The 26,860-nt window shown below is 66.0% G+C and carries 25 protein-coding genes; 21 read left to right on the forward strand and 4 right to left on the reverse strand.

Features of this window, described 5'->3' with window-relative positions; all coding sequences use genetic code 11:
- Positions 1-16 precede the first annotated feature (16 nt).
- Positions 17-793 (forward strand): SDR family NAD(P)-dependent oxidoreductase, encoded by a 777-nt coding sequence (locus ODR01_RS07320; RefSeq protein WP_316976975.1) that lies wholly within the window; start codon positions 17-19, stop codon positions 791-793.
- A gap of 9 nt (positions 794-802) precedes the next feature.
- Complete coding sequence (locus tag ODR01_RS07325; RefSeq protein WP_316976976.1) at positions 803-1,801, forward strand: alcohol dehydrogenase catalytic domain-containing protein; 999 nt, start codon at positions 803-805, stop codon at positions 1,799-1,801.
- Between the two features lie 189 nt (positions 1,802-1,990).
- Here the strand turns inward: ODR01_RS07325 and ODR01_RS07330 are convergent, their stop codons facing one another.
- Positions 1,991-3,103: a D-TA family PLP-dependent enzyme gene (locus ODR01_RS07330; RefSeq protein ID WP_316976977.1), complete on the reverse strand. Its 1,113-nt coding sequence runs from the start codon at positions 3,101-3,103 to the stop codon at positions 1,991-1,993.
- A gap of 170 nt (positions 3,104-3,273) precedes the next feature.
- Here ODR01_RS07330 and ODR01_RS07335 point away from each other — a divergent pair, with 170 nt between their 5' ends.
- The 14 genes from ODR01_RS07335 (at position 3,274) to ODR01_RS07400 (ending at position 16,507) form a co-directional block, all read left to right on the forward strand.
- Entirely contained in the window at positions 3,274-4,119 is an 846-nt protein-coding gene (locus ODR01_RS07335) for a transporter substrate-binding domain-containing protein (protein ID WP_316976978.1), read from the forward strand.
- Between the two features lie 36 nt (positions 4,120-4,155).
- Positions 4,156-4,818 (forward strand): amino acid ABC transporter permease, encoded by a 663-nt coding sequence (locus ODR01_RS07340; RefSeq protein ID WP_316976979.1) that lies wholly within the window; start codon positions 4,156-4,158, stop codon positions 4,816-4,818.
- An 11-nt stretch (positions 4,819-4,829) separates the two neighbouring features.
- Complete coding sequence (locus tag ODR01_RS07345) at positions 4,830-5,489, forward strand: amino acid ABC transporter permease (protein WP_316976980.1); 660 nt, start codon at positions 4,830-4,832, stop codon at positions 5,487-5,489.
- 26 nt (positions 5,490-5,515) lie between these two features.
- Positions 5,516-6,283, forward strand: coding sequence for an amino acid ABC transporter ATP-binding protein (locus ODR01_RS07350; RefSeq protein ID WP_316976981.1), 768 nt, complete (start codon positions 5,516-5,518; stop codon positions 6,281-6,283).
- Between the two features lie 39 nt (positions 6,284-6,322).
- On the forward strand, positions 6,323-6,709 hold the full coding sequence (locus ODR01_RS07355) for a RidA family protein (protein ID WP_316976982.1): 387 nt from the start codon (positions 6,323-6,325) through the stop codon (positions 6,707-6,709).
- A gap of 25 nt (positions 6,710-6,734) precedes the next feature.
- Positions 6,735-7,574 carry an IclR family transcriptional regulator gene (locus tag ODR01_RS07360; RefSeq protein ID WP_316976983.1) on the forward strand — a complete coding sequence of 280 codons (840 nt, stop codon included), beginning with the start codon at positions 6,735-6,737 and terminating at the stop codon, positions 7,572-7,574.
- Between the two features lie 34 nt (positions 7,575-7,608).
- Positions 7,609-8,808: an aminotransferase class V-fold PLP-dependent enzyme gene (locus ODR01_RS07365; protein ID WP_316976984.1), complete on the forward strand. Its 1,200-nt coding sequence runs from the start codon at positions 7,609-7,611 to the stop codon at positions 8,806-8,808.
- Between the two features lie 168 nt (positions 8,809-8,976).
- Positions 8,977-10,530, forward strand: coding sequence for an ABC transporter substrate-binding protein (locus ODR01_RS07370; RefSeq protein WP_316976985.1), 1,554 nt, complete (start codon positions 8,977-8,979; stop codon positions 10,528-10,530).
- Positions 10,531-10,596: 66 nt separating this feature from the next.
- Positions 10,597-11,538, forward strand: coding sequence for an ABC transporter permease (locus ODR01_RS07375; RefSeq protein ID WP_316976986.1), 942 nt, complete (start codon positions 10,597-10,599; stop codon positions 11,536-11,538).
- 9 nt (positions 11,539-11,547) lie between these two features.
- Positions 11,548-12,453 carry an ABC transporter permease gene (locus ODR01_RS07380; RefSeq protein ID WP_316976987.1) on the forward strand — a complete coding sequence of 302 codons (906 nt, stop codon included), beginning with the start codon at positions 11,548-11,550 and terminating at the stop codon, positions 12,451-12,453.
- Positions 12,450-14,060 carry an N-acyl-D-amino-acid deacylase family protein gene (locus tag ODR01_RS07385; RefSeq protein WP_316976988.1) on the forward strand — a complete coding sequence of 537 codons (1,611 nt, stop codon included), beginning with the start codon at positions 12,450-12,452 and terminating at the stop codon, positions 14,058-14,060. The genes ODR01_RS07380 and ODR01_RS07385 overlap by 4 nt, the downstream gene beginning before the upstream one ends.
- 35 nt (positions 14,061-14,095) lie before the next feature.
- Entirely contained in the window at positions 14,096-14,482 is a 387-nt protein-coding gene (locus tag ODR01_RS07390; RefSeq protein ID WP_316976989.1) for a RidA family protein, read from the forward strand.
- Positions 14,483-14,525: 43 nt separating this feature from the next.
- The gene (locus ODR01_RS07395) at positions 14,526-15,530 is read left to right on the forward strand and encodes an ABC transporter ATP-binding protein (protein ID WP_316976990.1); all 1,005 of its coding nucleotides are present in this window, start codon (positions 14,526-14,528) and stop codon (positions 15,528-15,530) included.
- Positions 15,530-16,507 carry an ABC transporter ATP-binding protein gene (locus tag ODR01_RS07400; protein WP_316976991.1) on the forward strand — a complete coding sequence of 326 codons (978 nt, stop codon included), beginning with the start codon at positions 15,530-15,532 and terminating at the stop codon, positions 16,505-16,507. The genes ODR01_RS07395 and ODR01_RS07400 overlap by 1 nt, the downstream gene beginning before the upstream one ends.
- A 17-nt stretch (positions 16,508-16,524) precedes the next feature.
- Here ODR01_RS07400 and mscL read toward each other — a convergent pair whose 3' ends face one another.
- Positions 16,525-16,959: a large conductance mechanosensitive channel protein MscL gene (mscL, locus tag ODR01_RS07405; protein WP_316976992.1), complete on the reverse strand. Its 435-nt coding sequence runs from the start codon at positions 16,957-16,959 to the stop codon at positions 16,525-16,527.
- Positions 16,960-17,235: 276 nt separating this feature from the next.
- Between mscL and xdhA the strand changes: the two genes are divergently transcribed.
- Genes xdhA through ODR01_RS07430 form a run of 5 tightly spaced genes read left to right on the forward strand, consistent with a single transcriptional unit; the run spans position 17,236 to position 23,990 of the window.
- Complete coding sequence (xdhA, locus tag ODR01_RS07410; protein ID WP_316976993.1) at positions 17,236-18,684, forward strand: xanthine dehydrogenase small subunit; 1,449 nt, start codon at positions 17,236-17,238, stop codon at positions 18,682-18,684.
- Positions 18,681-21,038, forward strand: a complete 2,358-nt coding sequence (gene xdhB, locus ODR01_RS07415; protein WP_316976994.1) for a xanthine dehydrogenase molybdopterin binding subunit — start codon at positions 18,681-18,683, stop codon at positions 21,036-21,038. The genes xdhA and xdhB overlap by 4 nt, the downstream gene beginning before the upstream one ends.
- Positions 21,031-21,816, forward strand: coding sequence for a xanthine dehydrogenase accessory protein XdhC (xdhC, locus tag ODR01_RS07420; RefSeq protein ID WP_316976995.1), 786 nt, complete (start codon positions 21,031-21,033; stop codon positions 21,814-21,816). The genes xdhB and xdhC overlap by 8 nt, the downstream gene beginning before the upstream one ends.
- Positions 21,817-21,866: 50 nt before the next feature.
- The gene (uraD, locus tag ODR01_RS07425) at positions 21,867-22,763 is read left to right on the forward strand and encodes a 2-oxo-4-hydroxy-4-carboxy-5-ureidoimidazoline decarboxylase (protein ID WP_316976996.1); all 897 of its coding nucleotides are present in this window, start codon (positions 21,867-21,869) and stop codon (positions 22,761-22,763) included.
- A 6-nt stretch (positions 22,764-22,769) separates the two neighbouring features.
- Positions 22,770-23,990: a urate hydroxylase PuuD gene (locus ODR01_RS07430; protein WP_316976997.1), complete on the forward strand. Its 1,221-nt coding sequence runs from the start codon at positions 22,770-22,772 to the stop codon at positions 23,988-23,990.
- Between the two features lie 165 nt (positions 23,991-24,155).
- On the opposite strand, the gene katG is transcribed toward ODR01_RS07430, so the two are convergent.
- On the reverse strand, positions 24,156-26,357 hold the full coding sequence (gene katG, locus ODR01_RS07435; RefSeq protein ID WP_316976998.1) for a catalase/peroxidase HPI: 2,202 nt from the start codon (positions 26,355-26,357) through the stop codon (positions 24,156-24,158).
- A gap of 29 nt (positions 26,358-26,386) precedes the next feature.
- Complete coding sequence (locus tag ODR01_RS07440) at positions 26,387-26,836, reverse strand: Fur family transcriptional regulator (protein ID WP_316976999.1); 450 nt, start codon at positions 26,834-26,836, stop codon at positions 26,387-26,389.
- Positions 26,837-26,860: the final 24 nt, after the last annotated feature.

The following is a 26,860-nucleotide window of genomic DNA, read 5'->3' on the forward strand; positions in this document are numbered from 1 at the left end:
TTTAGATAAGGAGACAATGGTGAGCGACGTGATCCACGACCTTTTCGATCTTACGGGTCGGGCGGCCCTGTGTACGGGAGCCGCCTCCGGAATCGGCCGGCGTATGGCCTGGGCCCTCAGTCAGGCTGGGGCCGACGTGTTTCTGGCTGACCGTGACGCAGTAGGCTTGGCCGAGGCCGAGGTCGAGATCCGCGAAACGGGGAGGCGGGCCGCCTTCATGGCCGTCGACCTGACCGACCGGAGCCGTCTCAAGGAACTGGTCAAGGCGGCGACGGCGGCATTCGGTCCGCCGCGCATCCTCACCAATGCGGCCGGCGTCAATCTGCGCCAGTCCATCGACCAGGTTACCGACGAGTCCTGGGACTTGACGCTGGAAATCAACCTGACCGCTCCGTTTTTCCTGTCGCGCAGCTGCGTGCCTGGCATGAAGGCGGCGGGTGGAGGCCACATCATCAACGTGGCGTCGCTGCAAAGCTTCCGGGCCTTTGCCAACAGCGCCCCCTACGGGGCGTCGAAGGGAGGTATCGCCCAGCTGACACGGGCGATGGCCGAGGCGTGGTCGGCCGACGGCGTCATCGTCAACGCCATCGCCCCCGGGTTCTTCCCGACCAAGCTGACGCAGCCCGTTTATGGCAATCCCGAGATCCTGGCCCATAACGCGCGCATGACCGCCATCGGGCGCAACGGCGAGCTGGAGGACCTGGACGGCATCACGGTGTTCCTGGCCGGACCCGGCTCGGACTACATCACCGGCCAGGTGATCCCGGTCGACGGCGGCTTTTCGGCGAAGTAGGGGCATCTCATGAAGGCACTGGTCTACACCAACCCCGAGGAACTGACCCATCGCAACGAAGCGGATCCGATCCCCGAAACCGGGGAGGTCCTGATCCGTGTCGAGGCCGCCGGCATCTGCGGGTCGGACATGCACGCGTTCCACGGTCACGACGAGCGGCGCTTCCCGCCGCTGATCCTCGGCCACGAGGCGGCCGGGACCATCGCCGCGGGACCGCGCAAGGGCGAACGCGTGGTGGTCAATCCGCTGATGACCTGCGGCCAATGCGACGCTTGCCTGAGCGGCCGTTCCAATCTGTGCGCCAAACGCCAGATCATCGGCATGAATCCGCGCGAGGGTGCGTTCGCCCAGTATCTGCGCATGCCCGAGCGTAACCTGGTGACCATGCCCGACGGCATGGACCCGGTTCACGCCGCGGCAACCGAACCGGTCGCCACCGCTTGGCATGCCGTCGGTTTGGCCGAACGGGCTTCGGCGCGGCCGCTTGCCGAGTGCCGGGCGCTGGTATTGGGTGCCGGGGCCGTCGGCTTGACCGCCGGCTTGGTTCTGGCTCATCGGGGATGCGCCGGCCTGCGCGTCGGCGATACCAACGCCCTGCGCCGGAAGACGGCCATCGCCGCCGGATGCGGCGATGTCTACGATCCCATCAACGACGCCGGCCCCGAAGACAACGGCTTCGACGTGGTGATCGATGCGGTCGGCGGCCGGATCACCCGCCAAACGGCGGTGGCGGCGGTCAAACCGGGCGGCGTCATCGTCCATATCGGTCTCATGGACAATCAGGACGGCCTCAACGTCCGCAAGATCACGTTGCAGGAAGTGACCTTCGTCGGCACCTACACCTATACGATGGTCGATTTCCGGGCGACGATGGCGGCCTTGCACGCCGGCGCGCTGGGACGGCTCGACTGGATCGAAGCCCGACCGCTGGCCGCCGGGCTGGCAGCTTTCCGCGACCTCGACGCCGGTCGTACGGCGGCGGCCAAGATCGTCCTGCAGCCGCAATGAACGCTTCCACGTCCGCCCGCCTTCACGGGCCCGTCCCTCCGTTTGCGATGGCGTCCTGAGGGCGCGGGGTTTCCATGAACCGCTCGGCGGCGCGCCTGATTTCATCGACATGGGAGGGGGGCGAAAAGTGGCCTGCCACCTCTATGGGGCGAACCCAAAGGGAATGTAGGCGCGGCGTCCACGGGCCCGTTACTGGCTGCGGCCGCGGGCCTGTACGCGCAGGATGTCGACCACCTTTCCATCGCGGATCGCATACACGCGCTCGACCAGGTTGCTGACCACGCAGGCATGGTTGGGGATGATGCGAATCTTGTCGCCGACGGCCGGCCGGTCGGCGTCATCCCGCAGGTCGACGAAGCCGTGCTCTTCGCTCAGGGCATAGATGGAGGCCTTGGGCAGGCTGGGGATGAAGCCATAGCCCTCCAGGCCGAGGAGATCGCTGGTCAGCGCCTTCGAACCCGCGTCGATGATGGCCCGCCCTGCGGTCGGCCGGCTCACCACCGTCGCCAGGACGGTGAGCGCGCAATCGGCGACCGCGCACACCTTGCGGGCGATCAGGGAGCGGTCGTTGTAGAAGTAGGTGCCGGCCCGGTATTCGGTCACTGTGCCCAGGTCTCCGGCTCCCCACATGTCGGGGGTGCCGCCGCTGCTGACGACGGGGCAGGGAAGGCCGTCCGCTTCGCACAACGCCTTGGCCTTGGCCAACCAGTCGGCTGCCGCGCGGGCGGCGCCGGCTTTCGGATAGGTCATCAGGCCCCTGAAACGCAAAGCGGGGAAGGCCGCGATGCGACGCGCCAGATCCAGCGCCGCCTCCGGGCTTTGCACCCCGCATCGCCCGGCCCCGGTGTCGCATTCGACGAGGATGTCGAGCGGCTGGCCGGCCCCGGCCATGGTCGCGGCAAGACCGGCAACGACGGTTTCGTTGTCCGCCGTAACGGTCAGCGCGCAGCGTTCGGCGAGACGCCGCAAGCGGGCCAGCTTGGCGGGCCCCAGGATGTTGAAGGTGATCAGGATATCGGACAGGCCGGCATCGGCCATTACCTCGGCCTCGCCGATCTTCTGGCAGTTGATGCCGACGGCGCCGGCCGTCATCTGCAAGGCGGCGAATTCCGGGATCTTGTGCGTCTTGATATGGGGCCGCAGGCCCAACCCGTGGTCGTCGCAATAGGCCTGGAACCGGCGCACGTTGGCTTCGACCACGTCGAGATCGACGACGACGGCCGGGGTGTCGATGCCCTCGAAGGATTGGCCAATGAGGTTTCGGTTGGTGTCGTCATCGAGGGGGAGGGAGGATATCGGCATGCCGTCTCTCGTGATTCAAAATACCTGTGCACGATCTTTTAGCATATGCGCGAGGCGGGTTGACAGACGGACGCACTCTATGCAGAGAATGATGCTGTGTCCACTATAACGAATTGATATCCGTTATACCGGACATATCCGGGGAACAATCCAGTAGGAGATGACGAACCATGATGAGAGGCATTCCTAAACTGGTGGGGCTGTTGAGCGCCGTTGCCGTACTGGCGACCGGCGTCGCCAACGCCCAAACGAAAGGCAAGCTCGACGAGGTCCTGGCCCGCGGCAAGCTGATCGTCGGTACCGGCAGCACGAACGCGCCCTGGCATTTCATCGATCAGGGCGGCAAGCTGGCGGGATTCGACGTGGACGTCGCCAAGATCGTGGCCAAGGCGCTGTTCGACGATGCCGAAAAGATCGAGTTCGTCAATCAGTCGTCGGACTCACGGATTCCGAACCTGACCACCAACAAGGTGGATATGACCTGCCAGTTCATGACCGTGACCGGCGGTCGCGCCCAGCAGGTCGAGTTCACCGTTCCCTATTATCGCGAAGGCGTCGGCCTGTTGCTGGCCGCCAACGGCAAGTACAAGTCCTACGCCGACCTGAAGGCGGCCGGCAGCAAGGTCGCCATCTCGGTTTTGCAGAACGTCTATGCCGAGGAAATGGTCAAGAAGGCACTGCCCGAGGCCAAGGTCGATCAGTACGACAGCGTCGATCTGATCTACCAGGCCCTCAATTCCGGGCGGGCCGATGCCGCGGCCACCGACCAGTCGGCCCTGCGCTGGTTCATGAACCAGAACCCCGGCCGTTATCTCGACGCCGGCTACGGCTGGAACCCCCAGACCTATGCCTGCGCGGTCAAGCGTGGCGACCAGGCATGGCTCAATTTCGTCAACACCGCCTTGCACGAGGCGATGACCGGGGTTGAGTTTGATGCCTACGCGGCGTCGTTCAAGAAGTGGTTCGGTGTCGAACTGCCGCCGCCGGCCATCGGCTTCCCGGTCGAGTTCAAGTAACATCGTTCCGACAAGACTATCGGCGAGGGCCGCGCCATGGACTACCGTTTGAACTTCGACGCGGTATGGCGGAGCTTCGATCTCCTGCTGTCGGGACTGGGGCTCGGCCTGGGGCTGGCGGTGATTTCCATCTTTCTCGGCAGCCTGATCGGCTTGGTCGCGGCCTTCGCCATGGTCTCCCGGAACAAGGTGTGGCGCACGATCGCCGTGGTTTACGTCACGGCGATCCGCAACACGCCCATCCTGGTCCTCATTTTCTTCACTTTTTTCGCCTTGCCCCAGATGGGCGTCCGTCTGGGCAAGGTGGAATCCTTCGTCGTCACCCTGACCGTCTACGCCGGGGCCTATCTCACCGAGGTGTTCCGCGGCGGACTGGCCGCCCTGCCGCGCGGACTTCGCGAAGCCGGCCTGGCGATCGGCATGACCGAGTGGCGGACCAATCTCTGGGTGATCATCCCGGTGATGATCCGCAACGTGCTGCCGGCGCTCAGCAACAATTTCATCTCGCTTTTCAAGGACACCTCGCTGGCGGCGGCGATCGCCGTTCCCGAGCTGACGTTCTATGCCCGCCAGATCAACGTCAACTCCTTCCGGGTCATCGAGACCTGGATGGTGGCGAGCCTGATGTACGTCGTGGCCTGCTATGTCATTGCTGCCGGCCTCCGGCGCGTCGAGCGCAAGCTCGCGATCCCGCGATAGGGGGCGAGGCCATGGAATTCACCCAGTTTCTCAATGAATTGTGGATCGCCCGTGGGGCCCTGTGGCAGGGCTTCCAACTGACGGTCGCGGTTTCGGCGCTGGCCGTCGCGTTCGGTACCGTGCTCGGGCTTTTCGTCGGCATGATGCTGGTCTACGCGTGGGCGCCGTTCAAACTATTGGTCCGCCTGTACGTCGATTTCATCCGCGGCACGCCGGTCTTCGTGCTGGTCCTGGCCTCGTTCTACATCCTCTCGGTCATCGGCATTCAGCTCAATGCCTTCCAGGCCGGGGTGCTGGCCATCACGGTCTTCTGCAGTTCGCACGTCGGCGAGATGGTGCGCGGCGCGCTGCAGGCCATCCATCGCGGGCAGACCGAGGCGGCGATGGCCATCGGCCTGACCTTCCGCCAGACGTTCCAGTACGTCCTGATGCCTCAGGCCCTGCGCCAGATCCTGCCGACCTGGGTCAACGCCGCGACCGAGATGGTCAAGGCCTCGACCCTGCTCTCGGTCATCGGGGTGGCCGAACTGCTGCTCTCCACGCAGCAGGTCATCTCGCGCAATTTCCTGAGCCTGGAATTTTATTTCTTCGCCGGCCTTATCTACTTCGCCATCGATTTTTCCATCGAGCGGTTCGGGCGCTATCTCGAACGCCGGCTCGCCGCTTACTGACCCCGTGAGGAACGGAATGGACCGCCATGGCTGACCCGCTTCTGGTTATCGAGAACCTGCACAAGAAATTCGATCATCTCGAGGTCCTGCGCGGGGTCGATTTTCGGATGAACGCCGGCGACGTGGTGTCGATCATCGGCTCCAGCGGGTCGGGCAAGACCACCCTGCTGCGCTGCGTCAACCTGCTGGAAGATTTCCACGAGGGGCGCATCGTCATCGATGGACAGGAAATCGGCTACGCGCTGAAGGGAGGGCGACGAGTGCGGTTGCCCAACTCCACCGTCGCCAGGCACCGCGCCCTCACAGGCATGGCGTTCCAGACCTTCAACCTGTTTCCCCATCTCAGCGCGCTCAGGAACGTCACCCTCGGCCTGATCAAGGTGCGCGGCATGAAGAAGGACGAGGCGGTGGCCATCGCCGAGCGCTGGCTCGATCGGGTCGGTCTTCTCGCCCGCCGGGACCACTATCCGGGGCAGCTTTCGGGCGGCCAGCAGCAACGGGTGGCCATCGCGCGGGCCATCGCCATGAACCCCAAGCTGATGCTGTTCGACGAGGTGACGTCGGCGCTCGATCCCGAGCTGGTCAACGAAGTCCTGAACGTCATCAAGGACCTGGCCCGCGACGGCATGACCATGCTGATCGTCACCCACGAGATGCGCTTCGCCTACGAGGTGTCGCGCCGCATCATCTTCATGAACGAGGGCCGGATCGGCGAGGAAGGCCCGCCGTCCGAGATGTTCAACAACCCGAAGACGCCACGGCTGGCCGAATTTCTCAAGAACAGTTCGTTCTGACGGCCGGGTGTCGAGCCGCACGAGGTGAAGGAGGAAAACATGACGATCAAACGGTACGGCAGCGGCCAGAAAGGCGCCGGCGGCAGCCCACTGCCCTTTGCCCGGGCGGTCGAGGCGGACGGCTGGCTTTACGTGTCGGGGCAGGTTGCGATGGTGGAAGGCCGGGTCATCGATGGCGGCATCGTTGCCCAGGCTCATCAGGCGATCAAGAATGTCATCGCCATCCTCAAGGAGGCCGGCTATGGGCCGGAGCACGTGATCAGGGCCGGCGTGTGGCTCGACGATGCCCGCGACTTTGCGGCCTTCAACGCGGTCTACGCCGAATACTTCGGCGACAATCCGCCGGCGCGCGCTTGCGTGCAGTCCTCAATGATGGTCGACTGCAAGGTCGAGATCGACTGCGTCGCCTACAAGGCGAAGGACTGACAACGACTTCGGTGGGGGAGGCCCAATGGACAAGCAGATAGCGGTTGGAGGCGAAGAGCGGATGGCGATCACCGAAAGGCCGGGGTCGGTCGCCAAGAGTGCGCCACGCGCCCGTGGAATCGACCGGGTCGTCCACATTCTCGACTACCTCTATCGCCAGGGCCGCCCCTTGAGGGTGAACGAGATCGCCAAGGGAATCGGGGCGCCGCGGTCCACCGTCTACGAAATCGCCGACCATCTGCTGCAAGAGCAGATGCTCGAGGTTTTCGACGACGAGGGGCGCGTTTTCCTGGGCCGCCGGCTCTATTTTTACGGGCTGGCCTACACCGAGCGCTTCGACCTGACGCGCGAAGCCGGCAAGCATCTCAAGTCCTTGACCGAGAAAACCGGCGAGACCTCGCAGCTCTGCGTGATGCAGGGCGACAAGTACGCCGTCATCATGATGGATCACGGCGTCCGTCACTTCAAAATCAGCAGCAACGTCGGCGAGACCATTGCGTTGCCGTGGACGGCATCGGGACGGCTTCTGGTTTCTCACCTGACGGACGGGGAAATCCTGAAGCTGATCCCGGAAAAGGATTTCATCCTTCCCGACGGCAGGCCCTTGCCGACGACGAAGTTCCTGGACGAGGTTCGCGTCGCCAGCGAAGTCGGGTTTTTCTCCTGCGACACCATCGTTGACAGCTACACCCACTGTTTCGCCGCCGCCGTCATCAATGAAAAGCGGGAATGCGTCGCCACCCTTTGCCTAGTGGTGCCGCGCGAGGACGCCTACCGGCGTTTCGATGCGCTGAAGGAGGCCTTGACCGGCGAGGCGGAGGCGCTGTCCGACGTTTTGAGGGGAGGGCGATCGGCCCCGGCGTGAGCAGGAAAGGCCGGTGCACTCGGAGGAGACGGCGATGACGGCTGAAGATCTTTTCCGGCGGTACGGATTGACCCCGGTCATCAACGCATCGGGAACGATGACCTCGCTCGGCGCCTCGCGGGTGGTGCCCGAAGCGATCGAGGCCGGCGCCGCCATCCAGTCCGAGTTCGTGCGCATCGATGAACTGCAGGCCCGGGCCAGCCGCGTCATCGCCCGGCTTACCGGAGCCGAGGCCGGCTTCGTCGCCGCGTGCAGCGCGGCAGGCATGAGCCTTGGTGTCGCGGCCTGCGTGACGGGGACGAATTTGGCGCGCATCGAGCGCCTTCCCGATGTCGAAGGGTTGCCCGACGAGGTTCTGGTCCAGGCCGGCCATCTGGTGCATTACGGGGCGCCGATCGAGCAGTCGGTCTCGATCACCGGGGCGCGGCTGGTGCCGTTGGGCACGGCGGCCAGGGTCGAGACCTTCCATCTGGAGGATCGCATCGGCGAGAAGACCGCCGCCGCCCTGTTCGTGGTGTCCCATCATGTGGTGCAGGAAGGCCAGATGCTGCTGGCCGACTTTGTCGGCATCTGCAAGAAGCGGGGCGTGCCCGTTATCGTCGATATGGCCAGCGAATACGATCTCAGGGGCCCCATCGCCTTGGGGGCCGACCTTGTGATCTACAGCGGCCATAAGTTCCTGGGCGGGCCCACCGCCGGCATCGTCGCCGGCCGCAAGGACGTGGTGCGGGCGGCCTATCTTCAGAACCGGGGCATCGGCCGTCCCATGAAGGTCGGCAAGGAGGGGATCGTCGGCACCCTGGCGGCCCTCGAAGCCTGGGAACGGCACGACCATGCCGCCGCGCGCGGGCGCGAGCTTGGTCACGTCCGCCGTTGGATGGAGATCCTGGCGAGCGTGCCGGGATTGCGCCTCGAGATCCACCCGGACTGGACGGGCAATCCCATCGACCGGCTGAAAATTACGATTATCGCCGAGGAAGCCGGGCTCTACGCCTGGGAATTGGCCGATCGGCTGGCCGCCGGACAGCCGTCGATTCAGGTGCGCGACGACCTGATAGAGCACGGTTGTTTCTTCCTCGATCCCTGCAACGTGACCGTCGAGGAAGCGAACGTCGTCGGACGGCGGATCGAAGAAGAGGTGTCGTCGGCACGACACCGGCGGGACGGCCTTGTCGTCAGTCTTTCCGAGCGCCGAAAGGGGCGGGTCGAAGCCGTCCTCAAATGGCCTGACTGAGCCGGGCGGCGGCCCCAAGTTGACCTTGCCAAGCCGGGATGTCCGCGATATCGTTCATTTGTCCGACTTGTTAGAATGATGTCCGGAATACTGGACATGTCTGTTCCGGCGCATGGAGGTGCGGCGGGGCGTGTCGGCAGAGAGGTTCATCAGGAAAGGGGAAAGACGATGAAATCGTCTGTGCGATCGCTTCTTGTCACTGCCGTGGCCGGCGCGGTGTTCACCGCCGGCTGCGGGACTGCCTGGGCGCAGCAACCGGCCGCCAAGGACAGCGTCGTCATCGTGGCCACCGTCGGCGAGCCGGCGAGCCTCGATCCGGTCGGCGTCACCGCTGATCTCGTCAGCATCATCACCCAACATGTGTTCGAAACCCTCTATACCTTCGACAAGGAATGGAAGGTGATGCCGCTGCTGGCTTCCGGCATGCCGGTCCTGTCGGCGGACAACAAGACGTTCACCATTCCGTTGCGTGGCGACGTGAAGTTCCAGGACGGCACGACGATGACCGCAGACGACGTCGTCGCCTCTCTGGATCGCTGGACCAAGGTTTCGCCGCGCGGCAAGACGACTACCTCGGCCATCGAATCGATCACGGCGAAAGACGCCAAATCCGTCGTCATCGCGCTCAAGACGCCGTTTGCGCCGCTGACCTCGCTGCTGGCGATGAACAACGGCGCCGCGGCGATCATGCCGAAATCGGTCATCGACGGCACCAATGCCCCGAAGGCCCTGGTCGGTACCGGCCCCTACAAGATTCTGGAACACAAGCCCGATCAGTACCTCCGCCTGGTTCGCTTCGACGGCTATGTGTCGCCGCAGGGCGAGGCTAACGGATACGGCGGCAAGCGGGTCGCCAAGATCAACGAGATCCGCTTCGTTCCGGTGCCCAACGCGACGACACGCGTCGAAGGCATGGTGGCCGGCCAATACCATTTTGCCGACTCGCTGCCGGCCGAGATGCTGCCGCGCCTCAAGGACGCCAAAGGCATCAAACCGATCGTGGTGAAGCCGTTCGGTTTCCCGCTGATGATCATGAACAGCAAGGCGGGCCCCTTCACCAATCAAGGTCTGCGCCAGGCGGTGCTGACCGCCCTCGGGCCCAAGGACATGCTGCTCGCCGCCTTTGGCGATCCGGGCTTCTTCGCGCTCGAAGGTTCGGTCTATGCGCCGGGTACGGCGTTTTACGACGAGGCCAGCGCCAAGCCCTACAACCAGAACAACCCCAAGAAGGCGGCGGAGTTGCTGAAGGCCGCCGGCTACAAGGGCGAGCCGGTGCGCATCCTGACCTCCACCCAGTACGACTTCCTCTACAAGATGAGCCTGGTTGCCCAGGCCCAGCTCGAGCAGGCCGGCTTCAAGGTGGATCTCCAGGTTCTCGACTGGGCGACCTTGATGCAGAAGCGCGGCGACCAAAAGCAGTGGGACGCCTTCTTCACCTACCACACCTTCGTGCCCGAACCGTCGCTGATCACCTTCGTCAATCCGGCCTACCCGGGCTGGTGGGATACGCCCGAAAAACGCGAAGCGTTGACCGCCTTCAACACCGAGATGGACCAGAGCAAGCGCAAGGCTAAGTGGGCCACGTTGCAGGGCCTGTTCTACACGCAGGCCCCGACCATCAAGGTCGGCGAGTTCTACAACCTGGCGGCTGCCAGTGATAAGCTGAAGGGCTACGTGCCGATGCCGTGGCCGTTCTTCTGGAACGCCGAAATCGCCAACTGACGACGCTGGCCGGGGACGAGGCGGCCGTCCTCGTCCCCGGCTTCCTGCCTTTTCGGGAACGAACCCATGCTTACCTATGTCCTGCGCCGGCTGGTCGGCATGTTTCTCGTGATGCTGATCGTCGCCGCCGTGGTCTTCGTGATCGCTCGCGTGATCCCCGGCGATCCGGCCGTGGTCATGCTGGGTTCGGCGGCGACGCCCGAGGATGTGGCAGCGTTGCGTACGCGGATGGGCCTGGACCAGCCGTTCCTGACTCAGTTCGCCCTCTACCTCAAGCAGATCGTCACCTTTGATCTGGGTGATTCGATCTTCCTCAACCGCCCGGTCACCCAGGCCCTGGCCGAGCGCGCCGAACTCACCACCTTCCTGACGCTGATGTCGGTGGGGATCGCCGTCATCATCGGGGTGCCGATCGGCATTGTCTCGGCGGTCAAGCGCGGCCGGCTGGTCGACCAGGGGACGGTGGCGCTGGCCATGCTGGCCGCCAGCGTGCCGAGCTTCTGGATCGGCCTCACCCTGATCCGCTACCTGGCTGTTGATGTGAATTGGTTTCCGGTTGCCGGTTACGGGCCGCCGGATGCCTCGCTGATCGAGCGCCTTCACCATCTGGTGCTGCCGGCGATCGCGCTCGGCATCCCCAATTCGGCCCTTATCCTGCGCTTCACGCGAACCAGCATGCTCGACGTCATGAACGAGGACTACGTCCGCACGGCGCGGGCCAAGGGGCTGCCGCCGTTGACCGTGATCCTGAAGCATGCGCTTCGCAATGCCCTCATCCCGATCCTGACGATCATCGGGCTCACCATCGCCGTCATGATCGCCGGCGCCATCGTCACCGAAACGGTGTTCGGCCTGCCCGGCGTCGGCAATCTGGTGGTGTCGGCGGTGCTCAGGCGCGACTACCCGGTAATCCAGGGGGCGCTGCTGGTGGTGTCCGGTCTTTACGTCCTGATCAATCTGGCGGTCGACCTTCTTTACGCCGTTGTCGATCCGCGCGTGCGGTACTAGGGGGCCGGGATGACAAACGAATCCCCCAGCCTCGCCGCCTCTGGAACCCGCAAGCCCGGTTTTTGGGACAGCCGGTCCCCGACCGTCATGCTTCTGCGCCAGTTGGGGCGCCGCCCGCTGACCCTGATCGCGGCGGGGCTGCTGGTCACAGTCGTGGTCATTGCCCTCACCTCGCCGTGGATCACGCCCTACGATCCGATGAAGATGGACATTCTCAACCGGCTCAAGCCCCCGACAGCCGCGCACTGGCTGGGCACCGACGAGTTCGGCCGCGATGTCCTGGCGCGCATCATGCTGGGGGCGCGCCTCTCGCTGCTGGTCAGCTTCCTGGTGGTGATCTTCGCCACCGTCATGGGGACCCTGCTGGGTTTGCTGGGCGGCTATGTGCGGGTTCTCGATGGCCCGCTGATGCGCTTCACCGACGCCCTGATGGCGTTTCCCGACATCCTGCTGGCCATCGCCTTCCTGGCGGCGCTGGGCCCATCGCTGTTCAACGTCGTTCTCGCCCTGGGCGTCGTCTATACGCCGCGCGTGGCGCGCGTCGTGCGTGCCGCCACGCTGGTGATCCGCGAGCTGCCGTTCGTCGAAGCGGCGACCGCGCTCGGCGTTTCGACGCCGCGCATCGTCAGGGTCCACGTGCTGCCGAACCTGATGTCGCCGATCATCGTCCAGGCGACGTTCATCTTCGCTTTCGCCATCCTGACGGAGGCGGCGCTGTCGTTCCTCGGCGTGGGCGTGCCGCCGACGACGCCGACCTGGGGCAACATGATCGCCGGCGCCCAGCAGTACATCCGCCAGGCCGATTGGCTGATCCTGTTTCCCGGCTTCGCCATCGTGCTGACCGTCCTGGCGCTCCAGATGGTTGGCGACGGTCTGCGCGACGCCTTGGACCCCCGTTTGCAGAAGGTCACATGATGACAGATTCTTCCATTCTTATCCGCCAGGCCCGCATCGTCGACGGCACCGGGGCGCCGTGGTGGCGGGGCGACGTGCGGGTGGCCGGCGACCATATCGCCGAAGTCGGCGCCCGGCTCGACGCCGGCGAAGCGACGGTGATCGAGGCCGATGGGCGCTATCTGGCGCCCGGCTTCATCGATACCCACGCCCACGACGATCTCGTCTATCTGCGCCAGCCCGACCGCCCGGAGAAGGTAAGGCAGGGTGTTACCTCCGTCGTCGTCGGCAATTGCTCGTTCGGCCTCTACCCGCAGGTTCCGGCGAGCGCCGCCTATCTGCGCGACCATTTCGGCTCGCTGCTGGGTACCGTGCGCGATGGCGAGAGCTTCGAGGATTTCGAAGCCTACCGCCGGGCGCTGGAAAAGCCGGGCATCGCCATCAATCTGCTGTCCCTGGTCGGCCACGCCGCCCTCAGGCTCGCCGTCCTCGGGTGGGAACAGCGCCCGGCCACGGCCGACGAACGCGAAGCCATGGCCGCGCTGCTCGACGCCCAGTTGCGCCAGGGGGCGTATGGCCTGTCCATCGGCTTGGTCTACCCGCCGAGCGCCTGGGCGGACACCGCGGAACTGGTTCGCCTGGCCGAGGTCGTCGCTTCCCATCAGGCTTTGCTGGCCGCCCACGTGCGGTCCTACGAAGGGGGATTGATCTCGTCGGTCGACGAGTTCCTGGCGCTGTTGCGCGCCGGCGGCGCCAACGGCCTGCTTTCCCACCTTCAGGCGGCGGGCCGGCCGTATTGGGGAAGCGTGCCTGCCGCGATCGAGCGCCTGGAGACGGCGCGCCGCGACGGCATCGACGTCAGCTTCGACATGTATCCCTATCCGGCCGGCTCCAGCACCATTCTCCAGCTGTTGCCGCCGTCCGCCCAGGCTGGCGGGATCGAGGCCCTGCTTGCGCGCTTGGCTGATGATGATGGGCGAGACAAGTTGAGGCGGGCCGTCGAGACGGGTGAGGCGCCGAACGATCCGGAATGGGAATCCAAGGTTCTACTGATCGGCTGGGAGAACGTCCGCATCGGCGGCGTCGGGGAGGATGCCTTGCGGACCGTCGAGGGTCGTTCCCTGACCGACATCGCGGCAAGTCGTGGAACCACGCCATTCGATGCGGTCGTCTGGCTGATCCAGCAGGATCGGGGCCGCACCAACATCGTCATGTTCCAGTTGGACGAGAGGGACCTGCGCACCGCGCTGACCCATCCGCTGCACATGATGGGCTCGGACAGCCTGCCGCGAGAAGGCGGCAAGCCGCACCCGCGGGCCTTCGGCAGCTTTCCGCGCTATGTCGGCCATTGCGCGCGCGATCTTGGCTGGCTGCCGATCGAGGAGGCGGTGCGCCACATGACCGCCGTCCCAGCCCAGCGGTTCGGCCTGCTCGACCGCGGCCTGGTACGCCCCGGCATGGTCGCCGATCTGGTGCTCTTCACCGACGCCATCACCGATTGCGCGACTTTCGAAGAGCCGACCCGCTTGGCCAAGGGAATCACCGACGTCCTCGTCGCCGGCACTTTCCTGCTGCGCGACGGAACGCCGACCGGGGTCCGCCCCGGACGCGTCCTCACACGCCATTAAACCTGCTGACTTCCGGGAAAGAGAGAACAAAGATCATGACCAAACGTACGCCGATTTTCGCCAAGGACGGCGCCAAGCCAGCCGGCCAGTACAGCCATGCGATCGTCGCCAACGGGTTCGTTTTCGTGTCGGGCCAGGGGCCCCATCATCCGAAGACAGGCCAACTTCCGCCGGATTTCGCGGGCGAGGTCCGCCAGGCGATCCGCAACCTGGAGATCATCCTGAAAGCGGCCGGCACCGACCTTGCCCACGTGGTACGGGTCAACGCGTATCTGGCCGATCTCGGCAATTTCAAAACCTACAACGACGTCTACAGGGAATTTTTCGCCGTCGAGCCGCCGAGCCGCACCACCATCGGCTGCCTGCTTAGCGGCATCCAGGTGGAGATCGACTGCATCGCGGCGCTGCCGGAAGGCAAGTGAGGCGATCGGGGCGCCGCAAGACAGGATGGGGAACGGACCGGGCATGGATGCCAACGCGATCCTGGAGATCCGCGACCTGCAAACCCACTTCGCGACCGACAGCGGTGTCGCCAGGGCGGTCGATGGCGTTTCGCTGAAAGTCGAGCGCGGCGAAACGCTGGCCATCGTCGGCGAATCCGGCAGCGGCAAGTCGGTGACCAGCCTGTCCATCATGCGGCTGATCCCGACGCCGCCCGGCCGCATCGTCGGCGGCGAGATCCTGTTCCGCGGGCGTTCGGGGGCGGTGTCCGATCTTTGCACGATCGACGAACGTGCCATGCGCCGGGTGCGCGGCAACGAGATCAGCATGATCTTCCAGGAGCCGATGACCTCGCTCAATCCGGTCTATACGGTGGGCGATCAGATCGGCGAGGCCTTGCGGTTCCATCGCGGCCTGGGACGGGCGGAAGCCCGCCGCGAGTCGCTCGACGCCCTCCGCCTCGTCGGCATTCCCGCCGCCGAGAGCCGCATCGATGAGTACCCCCACCAGATGTCGGGCGGCATGCGTCAGCGCGTGATGATCGCCATGGCGCTGGCCTGCCGGCCGATGATGCTGATTGCCGACGAGCCGACCACGGCGCTCGACGTCACCATCCAGGCGCAGATCCTCGACCTCATGCGCCGCCTGCAAAGCGACACCGGCACCGCCATCCTGTTCATCACCCACAACCTGGGAGTCGTCGCCGAAATCGCCCACCGGGTGGTCGTGATGTACGCCGGGCAGGTCGTCGAGGAGGGCGACGTCAGGACGCTGTTCAAGGCGCCCAGCCATCCCTACACACGGGGCCTGCTGGCCTGCATGCCGCACCTGGGGAAGGGCGATGCCGGCGTCGACGCGCGCCTCGATGCGATTCCGGGAAACCTGCCCAGCCCGATCGACCGCCAGCCGGGCTGCGCCTTCGCCCCGCGCTGTTCCCATGCCGAGGCCGCCTGCCGGGCGGCGGACCCCGTTCTCGAAGAGGTCGGGTCCGGGCATTTCGCCCGTTGCCGGCGCTGGAGGGATCTGTGATGCCGGACTCGCTGCTTCGGGTGCGCGGCCTCGCCAAGCATTTTCCCGTGCGCGGCGGCCTGCTCCAGCGGCCGGTCGGCTGGGTCAGGGCGGTGGACGACGTATCCTTCGACGTCAACCGCCACGAGGTTCTCGGCCTGGTTGGGGAATCCGGCTCGGGCAAGACCACAGTCGGCCGCGCCATCCTGCGGCTGATCGAACCGACGGCCGGTTCGGTGCAGTTCGACGGCCACGAGATCACCGGCTTGGCCCCGCACGAAATGAGGATGCAGCGGCGGCGCATGCAGATCATCTTCCAGGACCCCTATGCCAGCCTCAATCCGCGCCAGCGGGTCCGTGAACTGATCGCCGAGGCCTTCATCGTGCATGGCATCGGAACGCCCGGCGAACGCCGCGAGCGCATCGCCGCGCTGCTCGAAAAGGTCGGGCTGACGGCCGACGCCATGGACCGCTTCCCACACGAATTCTCGGGCGGCCAGCGCCAGCGCATCGGCATCGCCCGGGCGCTGGCCGTCGAGCCCGACTTCATCGTCGCCGACGAGCCGGTCTCGGCGCTCGATGTTTCGGTCCAGGCCCAGGTCATCAATCTGTTGCGCGACCTGCAGCGCGAACTGGGGCTTTCGCTTCTGTTCATCGCCCACGATCTGGCGGTGGTGCGCTTCATCAGCGACCGCGTGGCGGTGATGTACCTCGGGCGCATCATGGAGATGGCGTCGAGCGCGCACCTCTACGAGCGGCCGCGCCATCCCTATACGCTGGCCTTGATGTCGGCGGCTCCGACCCCGGATCCCGACGCCAAGCGCGACCGCATCCTTCTCGAAGGCGATGTCCCGAGCCCGCTCAACCCGCCCTCGGGCTGCGTCTTCCGGACCCGCTGCCGCTTCGCCACGCCCGCCTGTTCAATGGCGGAAGCCCGGACCTTGCGAGAGGTCGAGCCCGACCATTTCGTCTCGTGCATCCGCGACGACATCGGCTGAAAAGGCGTTCAGCAGGCTTATGATGCCGGCGACCCGGAGGCGGCGAGGAGGTCGCGGATCTCACGCAGCAGGCGGACATCCTCGGGTGGCGGCGCTGCCGCCGGTGCCTTCGGCTCCTGTTTGCGCATCAGTTTGTTGATCGCCTTGACCAGCAGGAAGACGGAGAAGGCGACGATCAGGAACTTGATCACCGCGTTGATGAAGAGGCCGATGTTCCAGGTAACCGCCCCGGCCTCCTTTGCCTGCTGGATCGTATTGAAGTCGCCTTCGCCCTTGAGAACGACAAAAAGCTGGGAGAAATCGACGCCGCCGAGGATGAGGCCGATCGGCGGCATGATGATGTCGTCGACCAGCGACGAGACGATGGCGCCGAAGGCGGCACCGATGATGATGCCGATGGCGAGATCGAGCATGTTGCCCTTAAGGGCGAATTCCTTGAATTCCTTGAGCATCTGAAGCCACTCCTCCGATATGAGCCGCGGCATGCCGGAAAATCGGCCCGTAGCCTATTGAGGGTATGCACTTTTTTTTGAAGTGCAATCGCCGCCGACGGGCGGGTGCGTTCCGGGTGGCGTTCCTTCCGGCGCCGTGTTTCGTGGTCGTCGATCTGTGAAGCCGGCCGGAGGATGGATGCGAATTCGGTTTGACCGGGGCCGATTTCCGGCCAAAATCGACTGTTTGCACGTAAACGTTCCCATATACACGGATCGCCAGCAGCGGATGCTCCCATGCGGACCGACATACGATTTCTTCTGAACGGCCAACCACGGCGCATTACCGGCATCGCGCCCCACACGATGCTGCTCGATTGGCTGCGTTCGCAGGGCCTGACCGCCGTCAAGGAGGGGTGTGCGGAAGGGGATTGCGGCGCCTGCTCCGTCCTCCTCGGCGTGCCGGCGGCCGACGGCCGGTCCCTGACCTGGCTGGCGGTGAATTCCTGCATCCTGATGGTGCCGCAGGTGGACGGCTGTGCCGTCGTCACGGCCGAAGGGCTGGTCGGGGCCGATGGCGTGCCGCATCCGGCCCAAAAAGCGTTGGCCGAGACCCACGGCACCCAATGCGGCTTCTGTTCGCCAGGCTTCGCGATTGCCCTGGCCGCTCTGTCCCGCCGGCCGGAGAGGGACGACGAAACGATTCTCGACGCCATCGCCGGGAACCTCTGCCGTTGCACCGGCTACCAGCCGATTCTCCAGGCGGCCCGGACCCTGCCGATCGTCGCGGCCACGCCCGACGAGGCGGCCATGGCCGCCGCCCTTTGCGCGGACCGCGCCGAACCCCTAGACTATCGGGCGGACGGTCGGCGTTTCGCAGCCCCCCAGTCCCTGGATGCCGCCCTGGCGGTGTTGGAGGAGCATCCCGAGGCATGGATTCTCTCCGGCGGCACGGATCTCGGGCTGCGCGTCACCAAGCGCCACGAGGAACCGGCCTGCGTGCTGTCGCTTGCCCACGTCCCCGAACTGCATGAAATCCGCCGGGACCGGGCGGACACGGTGATCGGCGCCGCCGTCTCCTATACCGACGCCCTGGAGGCCATCACCGCCCTGGCGCCCGCGTTCGGCGGGATGGTGCGCCGCATCGGCGCCGCGCAGATCCGTGCCATGGGAACGCTCGGCGGCAACATCGGCAATGCCTCGCCGATCGGCGACACCCTGCCGCCCCTCATCGCACTCGGCGCGACTGTCGAGACCATTTCTGTACAGGGATGGCGGAGCATTCCGATGGAGGACTTCATTGTCGGGTACCGCAAGACGGTGCTGGCGGCGGGCGAGATCATCGCCGCCGTGCGGGTGCCCATCCCCGACCCGAAGACGTGGGTTTGCGTCTATAAGGTGGCCCGGCGGATCGACCAGGACATCTCGGCGGTGTCCGCCGCCTTCGCCCTGGAGGTTGCGGACGGCCGGGTCGTCGGGGTGCGTGTGGCCTATGGCGGGGTGGCGGATCGTCCGGTGCGGGCGCGCGACGTCGAGGCGGCCTTGACGGGCCGTGTGTGGAGCCTGGAAACGGTCCGGGCCGCCGCGCCGGCGGTGCGCCGTTCGGTGAGCCCGATCGATGATGCCCGGGGCAGCGCCGCTTATCGCACCGCCGTCTGCGTCAATCTGCTGGAACGCCTGTGGTGGGAAACGGCGGGACCCGACGGCGTGCCGTCTACTCTGGGCGACTTGGAGGAGGTGGCATGAGCCCCGATTCCATCCCCGCTTCCGCCACGTCGCGCCGGGTGCACGTCGAGGTTGCCCACGACAGCGCCGTCAAGCACGTGACCGGCGAGGCCCGCTATGTCGATGACTTGCCCGAACCCAAGGGCTGCCTGCACGCGCATCTCGTCGTCAGCCCGTGGGCACATGCCCGCTTGACGGCCATCGACGCTCAGCCGGCGCTGGCTTTGCCCGGCGTTTACGCGGTGGTGACGGCGGCCGACATCCCCGGGGTCAATGACATCGGGCCCATTGTGCCGGGCGAGCCGTTACTGCCAAAGGACGTCGTCGAATACATCGGGCATCCGATTGCCGCCGTCGCCGCCGAAACTCCCGCCCTGGCCCGTCGCGCGGCCTTGCTGGTGCGCATCGAGGGAGAGCCGCTGCCGGCGGTGCTCGACCTGCGCGCCGCCTACGAAAGCGAACATTGGCTGCGCAAGCCGGTGGAAATGCGCCGGGGTACGGCGGAAACGGTTCTGCCCACGGCCCCCATCGTGCTCACCGGGGAACTGGAGGTCGGCGGCCAGGATCACTTCTACCTGGAAACGCAAGTCGCCCTGGCGGTCCCCCAGGAAGACCGGGACATGGTGGTGCACAGCGCCACCCAACACCCGACCGATGTGCAGCATCTGGTGGCCCGCCTTCTGGACGTTCCGCAGCACGCCGTGACCGTCGAGGTACGGCGCATGGGCGGCGGCTTCGGCGGCAAGGAAAGCCAGGCGACCCTGATCGCCGGCATCGCCGCCATCCTGGCGCGGCGGACAGGGCGACCGGTGAAGCTGCGCCTGGATCGCGACACCGACATGATCGTCACCGGCAAGCGCCACGATTTCCTGCTGCGCTGGCGGGTGGGGGTGGAGCCGGATGGCCGCATCCTTGCCGTCGACATGGACCTCGCCGCCCGCTGCGGCTGGTCCGTCGACCTTTCGCCCGCCGTCATCTCGCGGGCGCTCAGCCACGCCGACAACGCCTATTTCTATCCGCACGTCAGGCTGCGCGGCCTGGCCTGCAAGACCAACTCCCAGTCCAACACCGCTTTCCGGGGATTCGGGGGGCCGCAGGGGATGATCGGCGCCGAGGCGATGATGGACCAGATCGCCCGCTCGCTCGGCCGCAATCCGCTCGATGTGCGGCGCCTGAACTTCTATGCGCCCGGCACGGCGCGCGACCTTACCCCCTATCACCAGCGGGTCGAGCATTTTCGGCTGCTCGGCATGGTCGAGCGCATCCTGGCTTCGGCCGACTACGCCGCAAGGCGAAAGGCCGTCGATGCCTTCAACGCGGCCAGCCCGGTCATCCGCAAGGGCCTGGCTCTGTCGCCGGTGAAGTTCGGAATCTCGTTCAACAAGGTCGAGCTGAACCAGGCCGGCGCCCTGATCCACGTCTACGCCGACGGCTCGATCCGCCTGAACCACGGCGGGACCGAGATGGGGCAGGGCCTGTTCGTCAAGGTCGCGCAGGTGGTGGCGGAGGTCTTCTCGGTGCCGCTCGACACCATCAAGGTCACCGCCACGACCACCGACAAGGTGCCGAACACCTCGGCTACCGCGGCCTCCTCGGGTTCCGATCTCAATGGCATGGCGGCGCTGGCGGCGGCCGAAACCATCAAGGGAAGGCTGGTCGGGTTCGCGGCGGAGCATTTCGGCGTCGCCGCCGACGACGTGACCTTCGCCGACGGCATGGTCCGCGCGGGCAACCATGCCGTGACCTTCGCCGAACTGGTCCGCATGGCCTATACGGCCCGGATTTCCCTTTCTTCGACCGGCTATTACCGGACGCCGAAGATCCATTTCGATTTGGCCACCATGCGCGGGCACCCTTTCTTCTATTTCGCCCTCGGGGTGGCGGTATCCGAGGTCGCCATCGATACCCTGACCGGCGAATGGAAGGCCCTCCGGACCGACATCCTGCACGACGTCGGGGCCTCGCTGAACCCGGCCATCGACCGCGGTCAGGTCGAAGGAGGCTTCATCCAGGGACTGGGCTGGCTGACCCTCGAAGAACTGGTTTGGGACAAGGACGGACGACTGCTCACCCATGCCCCCTCGACCTACAAGATCCCCACGGGGCGCGACCTGCCGCTCGATTTTAGGGTCGACTTGCTGGCGGACGCGCCGAACGAGGCGCCCACGGTCTTCCGCTCGAAGGCGGTGGGGGAGCCACCGCTGATGCTGGCGATCTCGGTGTGGCTGGCACTGCGCGACGCCGTCGCCTCGCTGGCGCCCGCCGGCTACGTTCCCGACCTCCACGCCCCGGCGACGCCGGAGCGTATCTTGTGGGCCGTCATGGCGGCCCGGGCGGCGGCGGAAACGAAAGACACGGCCAACGAGCATGCATGACAGGGATTCCAAACAGGCTGACTGGCGCCAGGCGCTGATCGACCTGGAGGCCCAAGGCATTCCCCATGTGCTGGTGACCCTGGTTGCCGCCCAGGGATCGACCCCGCGCGCGGCGGGAACGAAGATGGTGGTCACCGCCGACGGCCAAGCCGACACCATCGGCGGCGGAACGCTGGAACACCAGGCCATCGACAGGGCGCGCCGTCTGCTGGCGGAGGGCGCGGCTGAGCCCATCCTGGAAAAGCAGATCCTCGGCATCGAACAGGATCAGTGTTGCGGTGGGGCGACGACGCTGCTGTTCGAACCCCTGATGGTGCCGACCCTGCGGTTGGCCCTGTTCGGCGCCGGTCACGTCGGCCGCGCCCTGGTCCGCCTGCTGGAAGGAACGGACACCTACGTCTTGTGGATCGACGAGCGACCGGAACTGCTGAACGAACCGCTGCCGGGGCGCACGCCGCTGCGCATCGTCACCGATCCCGCCGCCGAAGTTGCTGCCCTGCCGGCCGGGATGCACGTGCGGGTCATGACCCATAGCCACAGCCGCGACTTCGAGATCATCGACGCACTGCTGGCACGTGACGACCTGGCCTCCATCGGCCTGATCGGGTCGAAGTCCAAGTGGGCGAATTTCCGCTCCCGCCTGCGCAGGATGGGCGTGCCGGACGACGCCCTCGAGGCGGTCATCTGCCCGATCGGCCTTCCCGGTGTTGGCGGCAAGCGGCCGGCCGAGATCGCTATCTCGGTGGCGGCGGAGTTGCTGAGCCTGCGGTCGTCGTAATGGCACGACGTTTGCAACCATAAAGGGCGACCATCCCGAAGGAAGAACCGATGCCCGACAAGGCCCGATGTGACAGCCGCCTGACCCTCGAGTTCCTGAATACGCTGGACAGGGATGAATTCGCTGCGTGCCTGGGCGACATCTACGAGCATTCGCCCTGGATTGCCGGCACCGCCTTGGAGCGCAAGCCGTTTGCGTCGGTGACCGCGCTGCACGCGGCGATGCAGGCCGTCGTCGCCGAGGCGCCGGAAGAGGCACTCCTGGGCCTGTTGCGGGCACATCCGGACCTGGCGGGAAAGGCAGCCGTGGCGGGAGATCTGACGGCCGCCTCCTCGATCGAGCAGGCCACCGCCGGATTGGATCGCCTGACCACCGAAGAGATGGGCCGCTTTCAAACGCTGAACGAGGCCTATCGGACCCGCTTCGGCTTTCCCTTCATCATGGCGGTCCGCCACGCCGGTAAGGCGCGTATCCTCGCCGCCTACGAGGGGCGGCTGGGCAACGATCCGGCCACGGAAATCGCCGCCGCCTTGGCGGAGGTGGGGAAGATCGCCTGGATGCGGCTGCTGGCCAAGATCGTCCCGGCGCCGAGCGGACGGCTGACGACCCATGTCCTGTGCACGGCCACGGGACGCCCGGCGGCGGGGTTGCCCATCGAGCTTTTCAGGATCGAGGCCGACGGCGACCGCCGGCTGCTCGGCCGTTTCCTCACCAATGCCGACGGGCGCCTCGATGCTCCGGCGTTGGCGGGAAGCGCGCTGGAGGCCGGTGTCTACGAATGGCTTTTCGATGCGGGCGTCTATTTCGCGCGGATCGGGCAGGCGACGGACGCGCCGCCCTTTCTCGACCGCATCCCCCTGCGGTTTGCCGTCGCCAATCCCGAAGCCCACTACCACGTGCCGCTGCTGCTGTCGCCGTGGGCCTATTCGACCTACCGGGGGAGCTGACGGTTCATGGATGGCTTCGATATCGAATGGCTGCGCCTGACCGCGCGCTGGATTCATCTGATCGTCGGCGTGGCGTGGATCGGCGCCTCCTTTTACTTCGTATGGCAGGACGACAGCCTGGAGCCGACGTCCGAGGACCCGGAGCGCAAGCGCCTTCAGGGCGAGGTGTGGATGGTCCACGGCGGCGGCTTCTACAACGCCCGGAAGTACAAGGTGGCGCCGCCGAACCTGCCGGAAAGGCTGCACTGGTTCAAATGGGAAGCCTACTCGACGTGGCTGTCCGGGGTGGCGCTGCTGATCCTCGTCTACTACCTGGGGGCGGACATCTACATGCTGCCGTCCGACAGCCCGCTTTCGCCGCTGGCGGCGGTCGGGATCGGGGTGGGCACGCTGGCCGGATCGTGGGTGATCTACGACCTGATGTGCCGCTCGCCGCTGGGGCGCAACGACGGCGCGCTGGCCATCGCGGTGGCGGTGCTGGTCGCCTTGCTGGCGTACGGACTCACCCAGGTGCTGTCCGGCCGGGCGGCGTTCATTCATGTCGGCGCGGCGATTGGCACCATCATGGTCGCCAACGTCTTCTTCACCATCATCCCCAACCAGCGGAAGGTGGTGGCGCAGATGCTGCGGGGCGAAATTCCCGACCCGGCGCTTGGCCGAGCGGGAAAGCAGCGCAGCGTGCACAATACCTATTTCACGCTGCCCGTCCTGTTCCTGATGATCTCGAACCATTATGCGCTGGTGACCGGGCATCCGTGGAATTGGGTCCTGCTGCTGGCGCTCTCGGCGCTGGGAGCGGTGGTGCGGCAGGTCTTCGTGCTGCGCCATACCGGCCGCGCCCGGGCCTGGATGCTGCCGGTGGCCGGCGCCTGCTTCGCCGGCCTGGTGTTGGCGGCTACGGCCACCCGGGACGACGGAGGCGCCTCGGCGTCGCCGGTCGCATCGGAGGCCGGCGAGGAAGGGGAACCGTCGGCCGTTCCTTTCGCCGCCGTGCAGGCGATCATCCAGGCGCGGTGCGTCGCCTGCCACGCCGCCCGGCCGACCTTCGAGGGGTTCGACGCCCCGCCGAAGGAGGTGACGTTGGAAACGCCCGACCAGATCCGCCAATGGGCCGACAAGATCGGCCAGCAGGCGGTTCACACCCGGACCATGCCGCTGGGCAATGTCACCGCCATGAATCCCGAGGAACGCGCCCTGCTGGGCCTGTGGCTGCGCGAGAAGCAGTAGCGGCGTTCGGCGTTTCCCGCCGCCGATAGGCCCGCCGACCGTCGTTCATGATTTGAAAAAGCAATGGGCGGACCGCAGGGGTCCGCCCGGTATGCTTTTGGGAAGCCTCGATCCCAAGCTGGTGGAGAAGGCCCCCTATAGTCCGCTCGAGGGCCTCTCCCGAGATCAGGCGAGGTCGAAGCGATCGAGGTTCATGACCTTGTTCCACGCCGCCACGAAGTCGCGCACGAACTTTTCGCGCGAATCCTCGGATGCGTAGACTTCCGCGAGGGCCCGGAGCTGGGAGTGCGAACCGAAGACGAGGTCGACGCGGGTGCCGGTCCACTTGAGCTCGCCGGTTTTGCGATCATGCCCCTCGAAGGTCTCGCGGGTGTCAGACGTCGGCTTCCACGCCGTGCCCATGTCCAGGAGGTTGACGAAGAAGTCGTTGGTCAGTGTCTCGGGCCGGCGGGTGAAGACGCCGTGCGTGGAGTGCCCGACGTTGGCGCCGAGCACGCGCATGCCGCCGACCAGCACCGTCATCTCGGGCGCCGTCAGGGTGAGGAGCTGCGCCTTGTCGAGCAGCATCTCCTCGGGCGACGTGGTGAAGCGGCGCTTGAGATAGTTGCGGAAGCCGTCGGCGACCGGTTCGAGCACGCTGAAGGACTCGACGTCGGTCTCGTCCTGCGAGGCATCGGTGCGCCCCGGCGTGAAGGGAACGGTGACGGTGTGCCCGGCGTTCTTGGCCGCCTGCTCGACGGCCGCGCAACCGGCCAGCACGATGAGGTCGGCCAGCGACACCTTCTTGCCTCCGGACTGCGCGCCGTTGAAGGCCTTTTGCACGCCTTCCAGGGTTTGCAGCACGCGGGCCAGTTGGTCCGGCTGATTGATCGCCCAATCCTTCTGAGGCGCTAGGCGGATGCGCGCCCCATTGGCCCCGCCGCGCTTGTCGGAACCGCGGAAGGTGGCCGCCGAGGCCCAGGCGGTGCTGACCAGCTCGGAAATCGACAGCTTGGTTTCCAGCACCTTGGCCTTGAGCGCCGCGATGTCCTTTTCCTCGATCAGCGGATGATCGACGGCGGGGACGGGGTCCTGCCAGATCAGGTCCTCGGCCGGCACCTCGGCGCCGAGGTAGCGCGACTTGGGGCCCATGTCGCGATGGGTCAGCTTGAACCAAGCCCGCGCGAAGGCGTCGGCGAAGGCCTCCGGGTCCTTATGGAAGCGCTTGGCGATCGGCGCGTAGATCGGGTCCATGCGAAGCGCCAGGTCGGCCGTCGTCATCATCGGGGCGTGGCGCTTCTTGGGATCGTGGGCGTCCGGCACGGTGGTCTTGGCGGCGGGGTCCGAGGGCACCCACTGGTAGGCGCCGGCCGGGCTTTTCACCAGGTTCCAGTCATACCCGAAGAGAGTGTCGAAATAGCTCATGTCCCAGGTGATCGGCGTCGGCGTCCAGGCGCCCTCGATGCCGCTGCCGATGGCATCGCCGCCCTTGCCGGACCCGTGGCTGCTCTTCCAGCCGAGGCCCATCTCCTCAAGCGCGGCGCCCTCCGGCTCGCGGCCGACCAGCTTGGCATCGCCCGCGCCATGGCATTTGCCGAAGGTGTGCCCGCCGGCGACGAGCGCGACGGTCTCTTCGTCGTTCATGGCCATGCGCGCGAAGGTTTCGCGGATGTCTTTGCCGGAAGCCACCGCGTCCGGCATGCCGTTCGGCCCTTCAGGGTTGACGTAGATCAGGCCCATCTGGACGGCGGCCAGCGGGTTTTCGAGGTCGCGTTCGCCGGAATAGCGCTGGTCGCCCAGCCATTCGCCCTCGGCGCCCCAGTAGATTTCCTCTTCCGGCTCCCAGATGTCAGCGCGCCCGCCGGCGAAGCCGAAAGTCTTGAAGCCCATCGATTCCAGCGCGCAGTTGCCGGCCAGGATCATCAGGTCGGCCCACGAGATCTGGCGGCCGTACTTCTGCTTGATCGGCCACAGCAGCCGGCGCGCCTTGTCGAGATTCACGTTGTCGGGCCAGCTGTTGATCGGCGCGAAACGCTGGCTGCCGCGCCCGCCGCCGCCGCGGCCGTCGCCGGTGCGGTACGTGCCGGCGCTGTGCCAGGCCATGCGGATGAACAGCGGCCCGTAATGGCCGTAGTCGGCCGGCCACCACTCCTGCGAATCGGTCATCAGCGCGTAGAGATCTTTCTTGATGGCCGCGAGATCGAGCTTCTTGAACTCCTCGGCGTAGTTGAAGGCCTCGCCCATCGGATTGGACGAGGCGGAATGCTGATGCAGGATGTTGATGTTGAGCTGGTTCGGCCACCAGTCCCGGTTGGTCCTGCGGCCGGTGGGTTTCTGGCCGTGCGCCACGGGGCACTGGCCCTCGGTTTTCTCAATCAATTCGCTCATGACTTTTCCCTCAGTATCCGATTTTGATTTCAAACGATCGTGGTCTTGGGCCCGGGGGGCGTTGCGCCCTTCCCGGCACAGTCGAGGCAGACGCCGCGCGCCTCGACGTGGGTCGCATCGACCCGGCCGATCTCTCTCAACGAATCCGGCAGGGCCAGTTCGTCGAAGTCTTTGCTGTAGAAATCCCGGGTCGAGCCGCATTTCACGCAGACGAAATGATGGTGGGGGTCGAGGTTGGCATCGAAGCGGGCCCGCTCGCGCCCCGCGCCCAGAGTCTGGATGATACCGAGATCGACCAGCAGCCACAGGGTGCGATAGATGGTATCGAGCGACACCGTCGGCATGCGCTCGCGGACTCGCCGATAGATAGTCTCGGCATCGGGATGGTCGCCGGTCACCGCCACTTCGCGAAAAATCTCCAGGCGCTGGGGTGTCAGCTTGGCCCCCGCCTCCCGGCAGATCCGCTGGAAATGCTCCATGCGCGCGGTGATGTCTGGGCCGTG

It is taken from the genome of Shumkonia mesophila (genome assembly GCF_026163695.1).
Taxonomy (GTDB): Bacteria; Pseudomonadota; Alphaproteobacteria; order Rhodospirillales; family Shumkoniaceae; genus Shumkonia; species Shumkonia mesophila.